This window comes from Rhizobium anhuiense bv. trifolii (assembly GCF_024346605.1).
Classification (GTDB): Bacteria; Pseudomonadota; Alphaproteobacteria; order Rhizobiales; family Rhizobiaceae; genus Rhizobium; species Rhizobium anhuiense.
The window spans coordinates 1,372,439-1,390,305 of sequence record NZ_CP098801.1; the positions used below are offsets into that span (position 1 = coordinate 1,372,439).

Consider the following 17,867-nt stretch of genomic DNA (forward strand, 5'->3'; position numbering starts at 1 on the left):
CCCCATGAGTTTCACCTGGATCTCTTCCTATTGGCCGCTGCTTCTGACGGGCGCCTGGCAGACCATTTGCCTGCTGGTGATCTCTGTGGTGTTCGGCTTTGCCCTCGCCATCGGCCTCGCCTTCGCGCAAGTCAGCGGCGGCAGGCTGACGCGGCTACTGGCGCGGGGCTACTGCACCTTCTTCCGCGGCACGCCGCTGCTGATACAGCTGTGGCTTCTCTACTATGGGGTGGGATCGCTGCTGCCGATGATCCCCGGTATCCGCCAGAGCCTGTTCTGGCCGATCCTGCGCGAGGGCTTCTTCTTCGCCGCCGTCAGTTTCACCCTGAACTATGCGGCCTATGAGGCGGAGGTATTGCGCGGCGCGCTGCTCGCCGTTCCCAAGGGTGAGCTCGAAGCCGGCCGGGCCTTCGGCCTGTCGCCCTGGATGCTGACCCGCCGCATCTGGCTGCCGCGCGCCATTCGCATCGCCCTGCCGACCATTGCCGGAGAGATCGTCATGCAGCTCAAGGCGACGCCGCTCGCCTTTACGGTGACAGTGATGGATCTCTATGCCGTGGCGAACAAGGTCCGGCAGGACACGCTGCTCGTCTATGAACCGCTGCTGGTCGTCACCCTCTTTTATCTCGCCTTGACCGCAGTGGTCGCCCGCGTCTTCCGAGGTCTCGAAGCGCAGGTGCCGGTTCGCCGTTAGGCGGACGGAAAGGGACTGGCCCATGAACTACCTCGCGCACGAACCACGTGCATCTCGCCCACTTTGTTATGAAAAGCCCGCCGCCGGCCACGGCGCGACGGCCTGAATGGAGACCTCTTCATGAGCACGACGCGAATTCTCGATGGCGGCATGAGCCGCGAGCTGCTGCGGCTGGGCGCCGAACTGAAACAGCCGGAATGGTCGGCATTGGCGCTGATCAACGCGCCTGATATCGTTCGCAAGGTCCACCAGGAATTCATTGCCGCCGGCTCCGAGGTCGTGACGACGAACAGTTATGCGCTGGTGCCCTTTCACATCGGCGAGGATCGGTTTTGGAAGGAAGGGCCGGCGTTGATCCGTCTCGCCGGTCGGTTAGCCCGCGAGGCGGCAGATGCCGTCTCGCATCGCAAGGTGCTGGTCGCCGGCTCGCTGCCACCGATCTTCGGCTCATACGAGCCACAGAACTTTCAGCCGTCGCGGGTGCAGGACTATCTCGAGGTGCTCGTCGAAAACCTCGGCCCCTTCGTCGATATATGGCTCGGCGAGACGCTGAGCCTGATCGCCGAGGCGGAGGCCGTCCGCAACGCGGTGGCGGCATCAGGCAAGCCGTTCTGGATTTCCTTCACATTGGCGGATGACGAGGCAGCCATCGGAGGCGGCGAACCGAAGCTTCGCTCCGGCGAAACCGTCGCTGACGCGGCGTCCTGGGCGGTGTCATCGGGCGCTGAAGCCTTCCTGTTCAATTGCAGCAAGCCCGAGGTCATGCAGGCGGCCGTGGAGACGGCGGCGCGCGTCTTCCGGACAATGGACGCTTCCATCGAGATCGGCGTCTATGCCAACGCCTTCGAAGGGGAAACAGGCGAAGCGGCCGCCAATGAAGGGCTGCATGAAACCCGCAACGATCTGAATGACGATGCCTATTCGCGTTACGCCTGCTCCTGGGCCGAAGCCGGCGCGACGATCATCGGCGGCTGCTGCGGGATCGGCGCCGCCCATATCCATCGGCTCAAGAAGACGCTCTTGAGTTGACGCGGCACGTAGGCCGCGCCGCGGCGACTGTTATTCAGCTTTCGGCGCCGTTTTCTGCAGTTCGAGGAGGAGCTTGATCAGCTTCGGCGCCATCTCCCGTATTTCTGAAAGATGGACGGCGCTCAGCCGCGTCAGCAGCGCGTCCGCCTTGTCGGTCAGCAGAATCGTCTGGCGGCGCCTGTCGGCCGGATCGGCATGACGTTCGACCAATCCGGCATCCGACAGCCGCCCGACAAGTTCGGTCGCCGTATGCGGCGCGATGATCAGCCGCTCGGCCAACATGCCGATGGTTACGGCACCGCCGCGTTGTCCCTTGATCGCCAGCAGCGCCTGATGCTGTTGCGTCGGCAGTCCTTCCGACTGGGCGGCGGAGGCGCTGAAGTCCATGAACTGGCGAAGCGCGAACCGGAGGTCGGCGAGAGCCTGGTAATCTTCCTGTCTGAGCGGCGGCGCGGTCTTCTTCAAAGCCATTCTCCTTTGCCGCAGCGGCTGCCCAGGTTGGAAGCCATTCGGCCATCTCGAATAGAGGGGCAGTCGCCAGCCGGTCAAGGGAGGCATCTTATGAGACATGATCGTCTTCATGTTTTCGTCCCTTGATTTATATCGTATCACGATATATTGACGCCCCTCAAGCGTATCCGTTCCGCGTAGCAGAGGCTTCCATGGCGCAGCATCAACCAAGCAACCGGCCGCACGATTTCACCGGCGGTCTTTCCCGGCGTGAGGCCGGAGATTTCACCACCGACCGGCGGGTCCTCCTGCTGGTTGGCATGTCCATCATTGTCGGCACGGCAGGCGCGTTTGCCGCCTGGTGTCTCGTCAGCCTCATCGCGCTGGTGACGAATGCCATCTGGTTCGGGCAGATCGGCATCCGGCCCGCCTCTCTGGCTGCGGTGCCGCGCTCGCTATGGGTGGTTCTGGTTCCGCCGCTCGGCGGACTGGTCATCGGGCTCATGGCCCGCTTCGGGTCGGAGAAGATACGCGGCCACGGCATTCCGGAGGCGATCGAGGCCATCCTGATCGGCGGCAGCCGGATGTCACCGAAGGTCGCGATCCTCAAGCCGCTGTCATCGGCAATCTCCATCGGAACCGGCGGTCCGTTCGGCGCCGAGGGGCCGATCATCATGACCGGCGGTGCGATCGGCTCGCTGTTCGCCCAATTCTTCCACATGAGTGCCGCAGAGCGGAAGACGCTGCTCGTCGCGGGTGCCGCCGCAGGCATGACGGCGATCTTCGGCTCGCCGATCGCCGCGGTCATGCTGGCGGTCGAACTCTTATTGTTCGAATGGAAGCCGCGCAGCTTCATTCCGGTCGCCGTCGCCGCTTGCGTATCGATCTGCTGGCGTCCGCTGCTGTTCGGTACCGGTCCGCTGTTCCCGACCCACTTTCAGCCAGACTTGCCCTGGTGGGGGATTTTCGCCTGTGCGGCGATGGGCATCATCTCAGGCCTGCAATCGGGATTGCTGACGACACTGCTCTACCGGATCGAGGATCTGTTCGAGGCCTTGCCGATCCACTGGATGTGGTGGCCGATGCTCGGCGGTCTCGTCATCGGCCTCGGCGGCCTGATTGAACCGCGAGCAATGGGCGTCGGCTACGACATCATCGATGGCTTGCTCAACAACCGGCTGCTCGCGCCGGCTGTGATGTCGATCCTGCTGGTGAAGACGGTCATCTGGCTGTTTGCCCTGTCGTCGGGCACCTCGGGCGGCGTGCTTGCACCGCTTCTGATTTTCGGCGGCGCTCTCGGATGGCTGGTCGGGCTTGTTATGCCGGGCAACGATCCCGGCTTCTGGGCGCTGCTCGGCATGGCGGCGATGATGGGCGGAACCATGCGCGCGCCGCTGACGGGAACCTTCTTCGCGATGGAGATCACCGGCGACATCAGCACGCTCGTTCCGCTGCTTGCCGCAACGGTTACGGCCTATGCCGTCACGGTTTTGCTGCTGCGCCGCTCGATCCTCACCGAGAAGATCGCACGCCGCGGCCAGCATATCACCCGCGAATATGGCGTCGATCCGTTCGAGCTATCGCGGGCAAGGGAGATCATGATCAGCGATGTCGATACGCTTCCGGTCACCATGACGGTGGGAGAGGCGTGCGACTTCTTTGCCTCGCTGGAGAAAACGCACCGGATCTATCCGGTGGTCGATGCAGGAGGCAAATTGGCAGGCATCGTATCGAGGGCTGACGCCCTGCTCTGGCAGGGGAATTTGGACCTCGCCGGACAGACGCTTGCGGAAAATGTGACAGACGCGTCCGTTCCTGTCGGGCATCCGGATGATACGGTCGCATTCATCGCCGACCTGATGCTGTCGACCGGCGACGGACGCATTCCGATCGTCGATCCGACCTCAGGGAAATTGTGCGGCCTGATCGCCCGCAAGGATCTCCTGCGGCTGCGCAGTTCCTACCGGTCGGCGGAACTGGATCGGCGGCCGTATCTCACCGCCGGCTCAAAGAGCAGGGCGCAATAGCGGTCCGCTGATGTTCTCTCCCTCGCTCCTGCTACTGCGGCGCGCCACATGGAACAGGTTCCATGTGGCGCGCGCTGACGACTGAAGATGTCAGTGCAGTCCGAACAGGTTCAGCAACTCTTCGCGGTGTCGGACGAATTCCGGGGCGCTGCGGTCGCGAGGACGGGGCAGATCGATTTCGATCAGGCGCGGCTCGCTGCCTTTTTCCCGTGGCAGGATCAGGATCCGGTCGGCGAGATAAATCGCTTCCTCGAGATCGTGGGTCACGAGAATGGTGGTGACATCCTCATCGCGCCAGATCCGTGCTAGCTCCTGCTGCATGCCGATCTTGGTCATTGCGTCGAGCGCGCCGAGCGGTTCGTCGAGCAGCAGGATCTCCGGCTGGACGGCAAGCGCCCGGGCGATCCCGACGCGTTGGGCCATGCCGCCGGAGAGCTGCCGGGGATAGGCCGCCTCGAATTGCTGCAGGCCGACGAGCTTGACATAATGGCGCGCCCGCGCCCTCGCCTGCTCACGTGACAGACCTCTTGTTTCCAGCCCGAAGGAGACATTGTCGAGCACATCAAGCCAGGGAAGCAGCCGCGGTTCCTGGAAGATGACGGCGCGCTCCGCGCCGACGCCGCACACCGCCTTGCCGTCGACGAGAACCTCTCCCGTGTCGGAATCCTCAAGACCTGCCAGAACCCTGAGCAGGGTCGTCTTGCCCGAGCCGCTGGCGCCGACAATGGCGAGGCTTTCGCCGGAGCGGATGTGGAGGTTGATATCCTTGAGAACCTCTAGCTGTGTCCCGTTCAACTTGTAGGATTTGGAGAGGTGACGGATCGTTACCTCTCCGCGGCTCGTGTCCTCAGCGATGCTCATCACGGTTCCTCAGTTGCTTGCCGGCTTGGCGTCGGCGGCAAAGAGGATGTCCTTGGCCGCCAGCTGGCCTTGCTTCAGCTTGCCTTCGCGAACCAGGACGTCGATCCAGAACTGGATGTCGCGCTCGACCGGCAGGCCGCCGGCGCGCACGCCGTAGCCGCGGAAATACTGTGCGATATCCGCGTTCTCGCCACGCTCGCTGAGCGCCTTGGCCAGGATCTTCTTGGTTTCCTCAGGATGCTCGCGGGCATAGTCGAGGGCGCGGGCCGACTGCTCGACGAAAATCTTCGAAGCCTCCGGATGCTGCTGAATGAAATCGCGGCGCAGTACCACAAAGCCGCCGGCAATGTCTCCAAGCACGTCGGTATCGTCGAAAATCGCCCGCAGACCGCCGTTCTTCAGCGCTGCACCCTCGAAGGTCGTCTGCCAATAGCCGAAGGCGGCGATATCGACCTGCTTGGAACGCAGCACCTGCTCGAGCTGCGGCCCGGGGACGACGACCTGATTGGCGACGTCGGTCGGCAGGTCGACGGAATGCAAGGCCTCGCGGATGGTATAGTCGAGATGGGCGCCGAGCGTATTGACCGCGATGCTCTTGCCGGCAATGTCCTTGATGCCTTTGATCGGGCTGTCTTCCAGCACGTAGAAGGTCGACTGCACCTCGTCGTTGATGCCGTTCGAAGGATAGGCGGCGACGAAATCATTGCCGCCGATGATCGAGTTCAGGACGGCGGAGGTTGCAGCGCTGCCAATCTCGACGTCACCGGATGCCAGAGCGATGAGGGAGGCCGGGCCGCCCTGGGCATAGCCGACATTTTCCAGCGTGATGCCCGTGCCTTCGAAATAGCCGAGCTCGGCGGCGAGTTCATGGGCGGCAAGGCCGCCCTGGCTGGCGAGGTAGCGCAGCTTCACCGTGTCGGTGGCTGCGGCCGGTGTGGCAAGGCCGAGAGCGATCACGGCCGGCAGAAGGAGGTTGCGGGGATGGAATGTCATGTGGTGGTCCTTTTCGGAAGAGGAAAATCGGTGGAAGCAGTCAACGGCCCGGCTGAGACCAGCGGCAGAGGCGGCGCTGCAGGAGAACGAGCAAGGCATTGGCGGCAAGCCCGAGGAAGGCGAGCAGAAGGATCGCCGCAAACATCAGCGGAATCTGGAAATTGTACTGGGCGTTCATGACCTGGAAACCGATGCCCTTGTTGGCGCCGATCATCTCGGCGGCAATCAACAGCAGAAGCGCAGTCGTCGCCGAAAGGCGCAGGCCGACGAAGATTGCAGGCACCGAGGCCGGCAGGATGACGCGGCGGAAGATGGTCAGCGGCCCGGCGCCGTAGGTCCGCGCCATCTCGATCAGCTTCTTGTCCACTTCCTTGACGCCGCCGATCGTGGCGAGCAGGACCGGAAACAGCGTCGCCCAGAAGATCACGAAGATCTTCGATGTTTCGCCGAGGCCGAGCAGCAGGATGAAGACCGGGTAGAGCGCCAGCGCCGAGGTCTGGCGGAAGAGCTGCAGGATCGGATCGAGCGCCTGTTCGACCAAGCGAAACTGGCCCATGAACAGGCCGAGCGGAATGCCGATTGCGACGGCAAAGGCAAAAGCGGTTCCCGATCGCTGCAGACTGATGGCGATGTCATCGAGCAGCGCGCCGTTGGCCAGATTGGTCCAAAGGGCCGACAGGATCACGTTCAAGGGCGGGAAGACGGCGGGATTGACCCAGCCCCTGGTGCTCGACACCTGCCAGAACAGGAGGAAGCCGATGAGAAGGCCGTAGCGCGGCAAAAGCGATGCGAGCACTCCGCGCAGGCGGGAGGCGAGAATGGAAATATGGCTTTCGCTGTTTTTCAGGCGGCCAAAGCTTCTCGGGAGAGTCTGGTTGATTTCATAGGTCATGGCCGCTCCTCACTCTGCCGCCTGGAGAGCTGCATGTCCTGCAGTCCACCGATTGGTCGGGAAAGGCAGGCCGAGGTTCTCCCGCAGCGTCTTGCCCTCATAGGCGGTGCGGAACAGGCCGCGGCGCTGCAGTTCCGGGATGACCAGATCGACGAAATCGTCGAGCGCCGTCGGCAGCCAGGGCGGCAGAATGTTGAAGCCGTCGGCGGCTTCGTTCTCGAACCAGTTCTGCAGCGTATCGGCGATCTGCTCGGGCGTTCCGACGATGGTGTAGTGACCGCGGGCGGATGCGATCCACTGATAGAGCTGGCGAATGGTGAAGTTGTTTTCATCGGCGATCTGGCGGATGAGCGCCTGGCGGCTCTTCATGCCTTCGGTCGGCGGCGCCGGCGGCAGAGGCCCGTCGAGGTCATAACCGTGCAGATCGAGCGTGCCGCCGGTCAGGCCATTGAGGAGGCCGATCCCGTCCTCTTCGACGATGAGCGAGGTCAGGCGGTCGTATTTCTCGCGTGCCTCCGCCTCGGTCCTGCCGACGAAAGCGGATACGCCGGGCATGACCAGGATGTGATCCGGGTTTCGGCCGAGACCGCGGGCGCGGGCCTTGATGTCCCGGTAGAACTCCTGGGCGGTTTCGATATGCTGGTGGGCGGTGAAGATGACCTCGGCCGTTGCCGCGGCGAGTCCGCGTCCGTCTTCGGATTGGCCGGCCTGGACGATGACGGGATGCCCCTGCGGCGACCGCGAGACGTTGAGCGGACCGCGCACGCTGAAATGTTCGCCGCGGTGGTCGGTGTCGTGCAGCTTCGACGGGTCGAAGAATACGCCGGTATCCTTGTCCCGGATGAAGGCGTCGTCTTCGAAGCTTTCCCAGAGTTTGCGGACGACGTCGACATGCTCGGCGGCACGGCGATATCGGTCGGCATGCGGAAGCTGGGTGTCGCGGTTGAAGTTCTGCGCCGTCAGGTCGCCCGTCGTGGTGACGACGTTCCAGCCGGCGCGGCCTTCCGAGATCAGATCCAGCGAGGCGAATTTGCGGGCGGTCGTGTAAGGCTCCTCGTAGGTCGTCGAGGACGTGGCGATAAAGCCGAGATGGGTGGTGAAAGGCGCAAGGGCGGAAAACAGGGTCACCGGTTCGAAGCCGGCGACGCGGGCATTGCCGCCTTCACGCGCCCCGCCGAAACCGACGGCCAGTCCGTCGGCGAGGAAATAGGCATCGAAGAGCCCGCGCTCGGCCGTCAAAGCGAGGCGTTTGTGGAACTCGAAACTGGTCGCGCCGTCGGCCGGCTGGTCGGGATGCCGCCATGAGGCAACATGCTGTCCGCCACCGGGAAGAAATGCCCCAAGCCTGATTTTCCGTGTCATGTCGCGTCCTCTCCGGTTGCCGTCAACAGTCTGGCCTTCCCCAAGGCCAAGTATAAATGCGCTGTTGGACCACTAAGATACGTTCTCCATAAATTTTATAGAGAAACTTAATTTCATAGTTTCGGAGGAAGCGTGAATAGATTTCCGGGATCGGCTTGAAACTCGAAATTGAACGATCGAGGCCGCCGCCCCTCGAATTATAGGGCAGGCCGACAGGCGGCATTCTACAGGCGTGACAAAGAGCCGCCTGGGGCGGTGATAAGGAGATCATCCGGCGTTCCCTCGCACGAATGTCCGTGCCGCCGGATATCAATATCCTGATTTGCTCAGGCTTCAGCCTCGTTTGGGCCGGGTCGGAGCATGATCCAGTCCGGCGGCGGCCTTCTTCAGGCAGTCGAGGTAGCGGTCGCGGTTGGCGATGCCGTCGTCGCGCGGGGTGACGAGGCAGAGCGTTGCGGCGGCATGGCCTTCTTCGCCGCGCACCGGCACGGCAAAACAATGGGTGAAGCTGTCGACGATGCTGTTGAAAGTGAAGAGACCTTCACGCTCGGCTTGGCGCACTTCGGCGATGAAGGTTTGCGGCTCCAGCCATTCGCCGTTCGGCAGGCGGAAATCCTGCGGCGGAATGAAGTTCAGAATGTCCTGATCGGACAGATGCGCGACGAGCAAGCGGCCTGACGCCGTCCACGGGATCGGCACCGATTGGCCGACATCCGTCGAAATGCGGAAGGGGCGTGCGCCTTCGCGCATGCGCACGACCGTATATCTGTTTCCATCCAGCATGCAGAACTGCGCCGTTTCCCGCGTCTCGTCGGCAAGCTGTTCCAGTGCGGCCTCGCATTCGCGGGTGAAATCGAAATGGTTCTCATAGGCTGCGCCGAGGAAATAGAGCTTGCGGCCGAGATAGACACGCCCCTCGCCGCCGGTGAATTCCAGAATGCCGTTGCTCAGCAGCAGGTTGACGAGTTCGTAAACCGATGAACGCGGCGCGCCGATCTGCGCGGCAATTTCGTTTGGCTTCAAGGCCTGCCGCTTCTGGCGCAGGAAATCGAGGATCTCGAAGGCGCGGTCGAGCCCTCGGGCGCGCTTGCCGGCTGCTTCGTCCTGAACTGCATCCATTCTTTCGATCCTTTTTTGTCCGGCCAAGCTTTTCAAGCCCTCTGCCGCATCTGTCAATCGATCCGGTCATTCATCGCGGATGAAATTTTTCCACCCCTCTTGCGGGGTAGAAAAATCAGCATAAGATCACCTCGTCCGGTATATAGATCATATGTACAATATATTGGACAAAGATGGCAAGCCGTCAACGCTGCCGCTCACAAAAAAGGGGATCGACATGAAGAATTTTGAAAACAGCATTTCTGCTTCGCTGCGCCGCCTTCTTGCGGGCGCTGCCGCCGCGGCGGCCCTCCTCGTCTTTTCCACAGGCACGGCCTCGGCCGCCGCCAATTGCATCAAAGGTGACAGGAAGGCGCCCTATACGATCGGCTGGGCGAACATCTATTCGGTGCCGACCTGGATGAAGCAGACCGAAGGCACCATCACGGCTGAAGTGGAGGAGCTGAAGAAGGCGGGCCTGGTGAAGGACCTGATGATCACGGACGCGCAGGGCAACGCCCAGACGCAGATCCAGCATATTCAGTCGATGATCGACGCCAATGTCGACGCCATCGTCGTGATCGCCGGTTCCTCCAATGCGCTCGACCGCGTCATATCGGATGCCTGCGACAAGGGCATCGCCGTCGTGAATTTCGACAGCCTTGTCAATACCGACAAGGTGACCGCCAAGATCAACACCGATTCCAACGAATGGGGCGCGACCGCTGCCAAGTGGATGGTCAGCCAGCTCGGCGGCAAGGGCAAGATCATCATCATGAACGGCCCGGCCGGCATTTCGGTGAGCGACGACCGCCGCAAAGGCGCCCAGCCGGTCCTCGATGCCAATCCGGGTCTCCAGGTGATCACCGAGACGAATACGGAATATAACGTCGCGCCGGCGCAGGAAGCGATGACCAGCCTGCTCTTTGCCAATCCCGAAATCGACGGCGTGCTGTCGCTCGGTGGCGCGCTGTCGGCCGGCTCGGTCCTTGCCTTCGAGCGTCAGGGCCGCGAGCAGGTGCCGACGACCGGTGAAAACGCCCGGCAGTTCCTGGAACTCTGGAAGGAGAAGGGCCTGAAGGGCTGGGCGACGATGCAGCCCAACTGGCTCGGCGCGCTTTCCGTCTATACCGCCGTGCAGGCGCTGCAAGGCAAGGATGTCCCGGCCTTCGTCAAGGTGCCGCTGCCCGTCATCGACGACAGCACGATCGGCAGCTACCTCGCCCGGGCCGACAAGTTCCCGGCTGACGGCTATATCTACTCCGATTACGACCAGGCGCTCTTCGACAAGCTGCTCGCCAAGTAATCCGCCCAAATAATCCGACCAAGTAACTCGGGTTGAGGAAAGCCGTCATGACGGAAGAACGACCCCTGCTGGAAGCCCGGCAGGTGTTCAGGGGATTTTTCGGCAATCCCGTTTTGAAGGGCGTCGATATCGCCCTTCTGCCGGGCAGGGTTCACGCCCTGCTCGGCGAAAACGGCGCCGGCAAATCCACATTGATCAACCTCCTGTCCGGTGCTCTCCAGCCGGACAGCGGTTCCATCCTCGTCGATGGCAAGCCCGTCGGGCGCTTCAGCCCGGCGGCGGCGCGCGCGGCAGGTATCGCCGTCGTTCAGCAGGAGCTGAGCCTGACGGCCAGTCTGTCGATTGCCGAAAACATCGGGCTCGGTGCATTTCCGCGCCGCTTCGGTCTGATCGATTACAAAGCGCTTCATCGCGGCGTGTCGGATGTCTGCGACATGGTCGGGCTTACCGAAGCGCTCGACATGCCGGTCGCCGATCTCGCGCTCGGCCGCCGTCAGATGGTCGAGATCGCCAAGGCGCTGTTCCGCAAGCCGCGCGTGCTGATCCTGGACGAGCCGACTTCGTCGCTCTCCGCCCACGAAGCCGGCATCCTTGCCCGTCTGATCGAGACGCTCAAGGACCGCGGCACGGCACTTCTTTATATTTCCCACCGCCTCAATGAGGTGCAGGCGCTCTGCTCGCATGTCACGGTGCTGAAGGACGGCCTGGTCACCGCCGACCAGTCGCTCTCCGGCATCGACGGCGAGGGCCTGGTGCGCCTCATGGTCGGCCGCGAGACCGGCGACCTGTTCCCGCCGCGCGCCGCCACCAAGTCCGGCGAAACACGCATCAGCGTCGAAGGTTTCTCCGCCGGCATGGTGCGTGACGTCGGCTTCTCCGCCCGCGCCGGCGAGATCGTCGGCATTGGCGGGCTCGTCGGACAAGGGCAGGAAGACCTGCTGCTCGGCCTTTACGGCGCGATTCCAGCCTCAGCCGCTCGCGCGGAAGTATCCGGCAAACCCGCCCTGCCCGCCGATGTCGGCGAGGCGAATGCGGCGGGCATCGTCTATGTCCCTGCCGACCGCAAGCATGAGGGGCTGGTGCTGCCCCACTCCATCGCATCCAATCTCATCCTGCCCTCGCTCGGACGGCTCGCTCGCAACGGCTTACGCGACCGGCCGGCGGAAAACGGCCTGGTCGCCGATCTCGCGCGCAGGCTGACGATCAAGGGCGACACGGCCCGCCCGGTGCAGGCGCTTTCCGGCGGCAACCAGCAGAAAGTGGCGCTCGCCAAATGGCTGCCGCTCGATCCTTTCGTTCTGCTGCTCAACGATCCGACGCGCGGCGTCGACATCGAGACCAAGCGGGAAATTTACCTCATGCTCCGCGCTTTCGCCGCCGAGGGGCGGCTCGTCATCCTGGCCAGTTCCGATACGCCGGAGCTCGTGCATCTTTGCGACCGTGTCGTGGTTCTGCGCGAGGGGCGCGTCGCGGCGGTGCTGTCGCAGGATGCGATCAGCGAAGGGGCGATCGTCGGCGCGGCCATGGGCATCGCGACCGCGACGCAGGGAGAGGCGGCATGAGCACAATTTCATCATCCCGGCTCTACGGCTCGATCCAGCTCCGCCGCAACCGCGGCCTTGCCGGTCTCTATCTGGTCGTCGCCGCCTTTCTCATCCTCTATGCGCTGCTCTTTCCCGGCATCCTTTCCATCGGCGGCTTCTCCAAGTTCACGCAGAACTGGTTCCCGCTGGCGCTCGTCACCATGGCGCAGGCGCTGCTCATGCTGAACGGCGGCATCACGCTGGCGATCGGCCCGCTCGTCAGCCTTGGAGCGGTGATCGCCGCGACGACGATGGAAGGAGCGCTCGGCGTGCCGGGCGGCATTCTCGCGGTCTCGCTCGCCGGTCTTTCGATCGGCGCCGTCATCGGCGCCATCGTCACGTATCTGAGGCTGCCGGCGATCATCGTCACGCTTGCCGGCTCCTTCATCATCGGCGGTGTGGCACTCATCCTGCTGCCGCGGCCGGGCGGGTTCATTCCCGACTGGCTGTCGACCACGCTGGCCGGCCACACGCCCGTCGCTTTCCTGCTGCTCATCGTGATCCTCGTGCTCTGGAAGGTCTTTCTCGCAACCCCGCTCGGCCTCGGCATCTACGCGGCCGGCGACAATCCGGTCGGCGCATTCCGCTCCGGCGTCCCGGTCGAGCGGGTGAAGGTCGCAGCCTTCGCGCTGTCCGGTCTGCTTGCAACGCTGACCGGTTTGTTCGTCGCCGCGCAGACCGGCTCGGGTGATCCGGTGATCGGCACGCCCTTCACGCTGAACTCGATCGCCGCCGCCGTGCTCGGCGGCGTCGGTTTCCTCGGCGGCAAGGGCACGATGCGCGGCGCGATCTGCGGCAGCCTGCTGCTCTCGGTCATGATCAACGTCATGTTCTTCCTGGGTTTCCCGCCGGTCGCGCAATATGTCGCGCAAGGGCTGATCATCGTTGGGGCGGTCGCTGTTCCGGAACTTCTTGGGGTATGGAGGGCAAGGCGATGAACATGATCCGATCCGCGTTCCGCAATCCGCCGCTCCTGACCCTGCTTCTGGTCGCACTCGTCTGGATCGTCGCAAGCCTCTCGCTGCGTGGTTTCGGCGCCTATGGCCACCTGCGCTACCTGCTCGAACTCGCCGCGGTGATCGGCATTGCCGCCGCCGGGCAGACGCTCGTCATCCTGATGGGCGGCATCGATCTCTCCGTCGGAGCGGTCATCACCGTCACGGCGATCCTGCTGCCGCTGATTTCGCCGGCCTGGGACCCGACCGGCCTTGCCGGCATCGTGGCGGCCCTTGCCATCGCCACCGGCATCGGCCTGATGAACGGCGCCGGTGCTGCCTATCTTCGCGTGCCGCCGATCATCATGACGCTTGCCATGGCGACCTTCCTGCAGGGCCTGCTCGTCATCATCGCCGGCGGCAGCGCCGTCACTGTCAGCAATCCGGCGGTCATCCTGCTCGGGCAGGCGCGGCCGCTCGGCATCCCCTCGGGCATCATCCTGTGGCTCGTCGTTTCGATCGTCGTCCTGCTGCTCGTCCACCGCATGCCGATCGGCGCCCGTTTCCTGGCGCTTGGGGCGAACCCGCTGGCGGCCCGGCTTTCCGGCGTCAGCGTCACGCGCAACACGCTGGTCGGCCATACCCTGTCGGGCTTTTTCGCCGGTCTTGCCGGCATTCTCGTCCTCGGCATGAACCGGCAGGGCTATGTCGGCATCGGCGACCCCTATCTCTTGACCTCGATCGCCGCCGTCGTGCTCGGCGGCACCTCCATCCTCGGCGGCCGCGGCACCTATGCCGGGACCGTTCCGGGGGCGATCCTGCTTGTGACGACGACGGCGCTGATCACGGTCGTCAATGCCTCGCCCGGCTGGCGGTCGATCATGTTCGGCACGTTGATCCTCGCCCTTCTGCTGGTTTCCGGCCGGGAGGCGCGCCGATGACGGAACTCTATCACGGGCCGGTGATCGACGCGCACCATCACCTCTGGGACCTTAGGATGGAACGTCATCCCTGGCTTCAGAAGGCGCGGGCATCAGGCGAAGAGATGGTTTTCGGAAGCCTGGCGCCGATCCTGCGCAACTACGGCATCGACGATTATCGCGCCGATGCTGCCCGCCAGAATGTGGTTGCCACGGTGCATGTCGAGGCCGGCTGGTCCGTTGCGTATCCGCTGGAAGAGAGCCGCTGGCTGGATGGCCTCGACCGCAGTTCCGGCGTGGCGCACCGTTATATCGCGCGCGTTCCCCTCGACGGGCCGGACGCCATGCGCCTGCTCGAGGCGGAAGCGGCAAATCCCAACGTCGTCGGCATCCGCGATATTTTGAGCTGGCATCCCGATGTGGCGAAGAGTTTTGCGTCGCGCGCCAACTGCATGAGCGATCCCGCCTGGCGGGCGGGCCTGGCGCACGCCACGCGGCTCGGGCTGGTCTTCGACCTGATGCTCTATCCCTGGCAGATGAGCGAGGCGCTCGACCTGGTGCGCGCCTTTCCGCAAACGCTTTTCGTGCTCAATCACGGCGGTAGCCCCACCGACCGGACGGCGGATGGCATGACGCTCTGGCGCGGTGGCCTGCGGGCGCTCGGCAGCGAGCCGAACGTGCGCCTGAAGATCTCCGACCTCGTCGCCTACGACAACCAATGGACGCTCGAAAGCCTGCGGCCGGTGATCGAGCATTGTCTCGATTGTTTCGGCCCGACACGCGCCATGTTCGCAAGCGACTTTCCGGTCGCCGGCCTGCACGCCTCTTTCGACGAGGTCTATCAGGTTTTCCGCACGGTCGCCGCGCAGCTCTCTTACGACGAGCAGCGCGCTTTGTTCTTTGCCACCGCCAATGACACCTATCGCCTCGGCATCGCCGATCCGGCCGAGATCAGGGACTGCCATGTCTGACCTTCATACCACGACCGAAAACCTACTGATCGACGAGCAGGTGCGCGGCTTTCCGCCAGGCAATCCGCCGCTCCCGCTGGATGCCATCGGCAAGCAAGGATGGAAGCCCTATGACGGCAGGATGGCCCTGCCGCTGATCTCGCTCGACCAGCAGGCTTTCTCCGACAATGCCGAACTGATGATGATCTATGTGAAGAGCCATGGCGCCGAAATCGCCCCGCACGCCAAGACGCCCATGTCGACGGCGCTGTCGACGGCGCTTCTGGCCGCAGGCGCCTGGGGCACGACGGTCGCCGATATCCGTCAGGCGGCCGTGTTGCTCAAGGCCGGACAGCGTCGGCTGATCCTCGCCAACGAGATCGGTGGAGCTGCCGCCGCCCGACGGCTGGCGGCCCTGCTCGGCCAATATCCCGATGCGGAACTGCATATTTTCGTGGATTCGACGGCGCTCGTCGAGGCTCTTTGCGCCGCATGGCGGGAACGTGCCGATCTGCCGCCTCTCGGCCTGCTGGTGGAGTTCGGCGCCGGCCGCGCCGGTGCCCGAAGCGCCGACGCCGCCGAGGCAATTCTCGAGGCGATCCTTGCCGTGGAGACTCCGACCTTCCGGCTGACCGGCATCGCCGCCTATGAGGGCGCGGCGGCGACCGCCGATGCGCAAGAGACGATGCGTCGCATCGACTCGCTGATGGCGGTGACATCCGATTTCCTGCCGAAGCTGCGCGCCTGCATCGGCGACGAGCGGCCGCTCCTCATGACGGCAGGCGGCTCGGTGTTTTTCGACCTTGTGGTTGCCAGGCTTTCAGCCGCCGTTGCGGCCGATCCGGCCTGTCGGCTGGTGCTGCGCAGCGGCGCGATCTTCTTCCACGATCACGGCATCTACGAGCGCGGCCTTGCCGGCCTCGATGCACGCGGCGGCTTGCGCATCGGCGGCGAGATGATTTCCGCGGCTGCGGGTTTCCGTCCGGCGCTGCGGGTTTGGGCCGAGGTGCTGTCGCGGCCGGAGCCGCGGCTTGCAATCTGCGGCATGGGCATGCGCGACGTGGCGATGGACCAGGGCCTGCCGCGGCCGCTGGCGCTCTACCGCAATGGTGCGCATCTTGCCGATCTCGAAGGCGCCGAAGTGTTTCGCCTTAACGATCAGCACGCCTTCGTGGCACTTGCCGATGGCAGCGACGTTTCGGTCGGCGACGTCATCGAGTACGGCATCTCGCATCCCTGCACCTGCCTTGACCGGCATGCCATCCTTTACGGGCTCGATCCGGACCATTCGGTGACGGCGGCCTATCTGACCAGCTTCGGCTGAACTCTCCCTCCAAAAAGCAAGAAAAGGAAAACCCGCTTATGATCCAGCGTTATCAGAAAGGTTCGCGTATGAGCCAAGCCGTCAGCTACGGCGGTCTCGTCTATATTGCCGGCCAGGTCGCGGAAAATCGCAAGGCGGGCATTGAGGACCAGACCCGCGATGTGCTCGGCAAGATCGACGCCCTGTTGAAGGAGGCTGGGATCGACCGTTCGCGCCTCATCGCCGTCAACGTCTTCCTGCCGGCGATCGTCGATTTCGAGGCGATGAACAGCGTCTATGATAGCTGGATCGACATCGAAAATCCGCCGGCCCGCGCCTGCACCGAAGCTCGTCTCGCCGATCCCGATCTGCGTGTTGAAATGACCGCGATCGCCGCGCTGTAACGGCATCGCAACCGTCCGCACTGGAGAGATCATGCATAGCGGCCTCGTCAATCCGATCGACTTTTCGTGCGAGGGCCGGCAGGCCGGTCACCTCGCCATTCCCTATTCGGTCGACCGTTCGCCCTATTATCAGATCCGCATTCCGGTCCTTCGCCTCAAAAATGGCGAGGGGCCGTCCTTGCTGCTGATGGCGGGCAATCATGGCGACGAGTATGAGGGTGAACTGCAGCTCGGACGGTTGATGCGGCTGTTGGATGCCGCCGAAATCCGCGGCGCCGTCACCATCCTGCCGATGGCGAACCTGCCGGCGGTGATGGCGGCCAAGCGCTGTTCGCCCTTCGACGGCGGCAACCTCAATCGGGCCTTTCCCGGTGATCCAACCGGTTCGCCGACGGCGCGGATGGCGCATTTCCTCGAACATGAACTCTTTCCGCGTCATGACGCCGTGCTCGACCTGCATTCGGGCGGCACCTCCATGGCGCACCTTCCCTGCACGCTGATCGAGCGGCAGGCCGATGCCGCCCGCTTCGAGCGGTCCGTTTCGCTGATGCGTGCAATGGGTGCGTCGCATGCCTTCGTCGCCGATAACGGGCCGACGGCGCCGACATCGATGGGCGCTGCGGCAAGGGCCGGAACCGTCGGTCTTTCCGGCGAGTTCGGCGGCGGCGGCACCGTGACGCCTGAGACAATGGCTTTCACGGCGGTGGCGATCGACCGGCTGCTCGTCACACTCGGCATTATCGAGCGTCCGGTCCTGTCGCGCGTACCGCTCGCCGAGCCCGGGCCGTTACAGTTGCTGTCGCTATCGCGGCACAGCCAAGGCATCTATGCGCACCGCCGAGGCTGGTTCGAGCCGGCTGTTGCCCTCGGCGCCACCGTTGCCGCCGGCGATCTGGCCGGATGGTATCATGATCTCGAACGGCTGGAGCAGCCGGAGGAAGAGTTGCGTTTTGCCGAGAGCGGCATCGTCATTTCCCACAGGCTGCATTGCGACAGCCAGGCCGGCGACTGCCTGATCCAGGTCGCCGAACCCATCACATCCTGAAGAGCGCCGATCTGC

Annotated in this window: 17 protein-coding genes; 11 read left to right on the forward strand and 6 right to left on the reverse strand. The window is 63.9% G+C overall.

Translation table 11 applies throughout. The features are described 5' to 3' along the window. Window positions 1-4 precede the first annotated feature (4 nt). Together NE851_RS06590 and NE851_RS06595 are read left to right on the forward strand one after the other, a co-directional pair. Complete coding sequence (locus tag NE851_RS06590; protein WP_028756212.1) at window positions 5-694, forward strand: ABC transporter permease; 690 nt, start codon at window positions 5-7, stop codon at window positions 692-694. Between the two features lie 120 nt (window positions 695-814). After that, window positions 815-1,723 (forward strand): homocysteine S-methyltransferase family protein, encoded by a 909-nt coding sequence (locus tag NE851_RS06595; RefSeq protein WP_028756213.1) that lies wholly within the window; start codon window positions 815-817, stop codon window positions 1,721-1,723. 30 nt (window positions 1,724-1,753) lie between these two features. Here NE851_RS06595 and NE851_RS06600 read toward each other — a convergent pair whose 3' ends face one another. Next, on the reverse strand, window positions 1,754-2,188 hold the full coding sequence (locus NE851_RS06600) for a MarR family winged helix-turn-helix transcriptional regulator (protein WP_028757039.1): 435 nt from the start codon (window positions 2,186-2,188) through the stop codon (window positions 1,754-1,756). A gap of 197 nt (window positions 2,189-2,385) precedes the next feature. Here NE851_RS06600 and NE851_RS06605 point away from each other — a divergent pair, with 197 nt between their 5' ends. Then, a complete protein-coding gene (locus NE851_RS06605) occupies window positions 2,386-4,200 on the forward strand; it encodes a chloride channel protein (RefSeq protein WP_028755802.1) in 1,815 nt (604 codons plus the stop codon). 90 nt (window positions 4,201-4,290) lie between these two features. Here NE851_RS06605 and NE851_RS06610 read toward each other — a convergent pair whose 3' ends face one another. From NE851_RS06610 to NE851_RS06630, 5 genes are all read right to left on the reverse strand, one after another. Then, window positions 4,291-5,061 (reverse strand): ABC transporter ATP-binding protein, encoded by a 771-nt coding sequence (locus tag NE851_RS06610; protein ID WP_028755801.1) that lies wholly within the window; start codon window positions 5,059-5,061, stop codon window positions 4,291-4,293. Between the two features lie 9 nt (window positions 5,062-5,070). Then, window positions 5,071-6,054 (reverse strand): ABC transporter substrate-binding protein, encoded by a 984-nt coding sequence (locus NE851_RS06615; RefSeq protein ID WP_028755800.1) that lies wholly within the window; start codon window positions 6,052-6,054, stop codon window positions 5,071-5,073. A 40-nt stretch (window positions 6,055-6,094) separates the two neighbouring features. Further along, entirely contained in the window at window positions 6,095-6,946 is an 852-nt protein-coding gene (locus tag NE851_RS06620; protein ID WP_028755799.1) for an ABC transporter permease, read from the reverse strand. Window positions 6,947-6,955: 9 nt separating this feature from the next. Then, a complete protein-coding gene (locus NE851_RS06625) occupies window positions 6,956-8,308 on the reverse strand; it encodes an LLM class flavin-dependent oxidoreductase (RefSeq protein ID WP_028755798.1) in 1,353 nt (450 codons plus the stop codon). 333 nt (window positions 8,309-8,641) lie between these two features. Further along, window positions 8,642-9,427 (reverse strand): IclR family transcriptional regulator, encoded by a 786-nt coding sequence (locus NE851_RS06630; RefSeq protein ID WP_028755797.1) that lies wholly within the window; start codon window positions 9,425-9,427, stop codon window positions 8,642-8,644. A 217-nt stretch (window positions 9,428-9,644) separates the two neighbouring features. Here NE851_RS06630 and NE851_RS06635 point away from each other — a divergent pair, with 217 nt between their 5' ends. Genes NE851_RS06635 through NE851_RS06670 form a run of 8 tightly spaced genes read left to right on the forward strand, consistent with a single transcriptional unit; the run spans window position 9,645 to window position 17,852 of the window. After that, window positions 9,645-10,712 (forward strand): ABC transporter substrate-binding protein, encoded by a 1,068-nt coding sequence (locus tag NE851_RS06635; RefSeq protein WP_028755796.1) that lies wholly within the window; start codon window positions 9,645-9,647, stop codon window positions 10,710-10,712. A 47-nt stretch (window positions 10,713-10,759) separates the two neighbouring features. After that, window positions 10,760-12,274 carry a sugar ABC transporter ATP-binding protein gene (locus NE851_RS06640; RefSeq protein WP_254955520.1) on the forward strand — a complete coding sequence of 505 codons (1,515 nt, stop codon included), beginning with the start codon at window positions 10,760-10,762 and terminating at the stop codon, window positions 12,272-12,274. Beyond that, a complete protein-coding gene (locus tag NE851_RS06645; protein ID WP_028755794.1) occupies window positions 12,271-13,233 on the forward strand; it encodes an ABC transporter permease in 963 nt (320 codons plus the stop codon). The genes NE851_RS06640 and NE851_RS06645 overlap by 4 nt, the downstream gene beginning before the upstream one ends. Further along, window positions 13,230-14,171 carry an ABC transporter permease gene (locus NE851_RS06650; RefSeq protein ID WP_028755793.1) on the forward strand — a complete coding sequence of 314 codons (942 nt, stop codon included), beginning with the start codon at window positions 13,230-13,232 and terminating at the stop codon, window positions 14,169-14,171. Before NE851_RS06645 ends, NE851_RS06650 begins: the two co-directional genes overlap by 4 nt. Continuing rightward, complete coding sequence (locus NE851_RS06655) at window positions 14,168-15,121, forward strand: amidohydrolase family protein (protein WP_028755792.1); 954 nt, start codon at window positions 14,168-14,170, stop codon at window positions 15,119-15,121. Before NE851_RS06650 ends, NE851_RS06655 begins: the two co-directional genes overlap by 4 nt. Continuing rightward, on the forward strand, window positions 15,114-16,424 hold the full coding sequence (locus NE851_RS06660) for an alanine racemase (RefSeq protein ID WP_254955521.1): 1,311 nt from the start codon (window positions 15,114-15,116) through the stop codon (window positions 16,422-16,424). Before NE851_RS06655 ends, NE851_RS06660 begins: the two co-directional genes overlap by 8 nt. 38 nt (window positions 16,425-16,462) lie before the next feature. After that, the gene (locus NE851_RS06665; protein ID WP_028755790.1) at window positions 16,463-16,807 is read left to right on the forward strand and encodes a RidA family protein; all 345 of its coding nucleotides are present in this window, start codon (window positions 16,463-16,465) and stop codon (window positions 16,805-16,807) included. A 31-nt stretch (window positions 16,808-16,838) separates the two neighbouring features. Beyond that, a complete protein-coding gene (locus NE851_RS06670; protein ID WP_254955522.1) occupies window positions 16,839-17,852 on the forward strand; it encodes a succinylglutamate desuccinylase/aspartoacylase family protein in 1,014 nt (337 codons plus the stop codon). The last annotated feature ends 15 nt before the right edge of the window (window positions 17,853-17,867 follow it).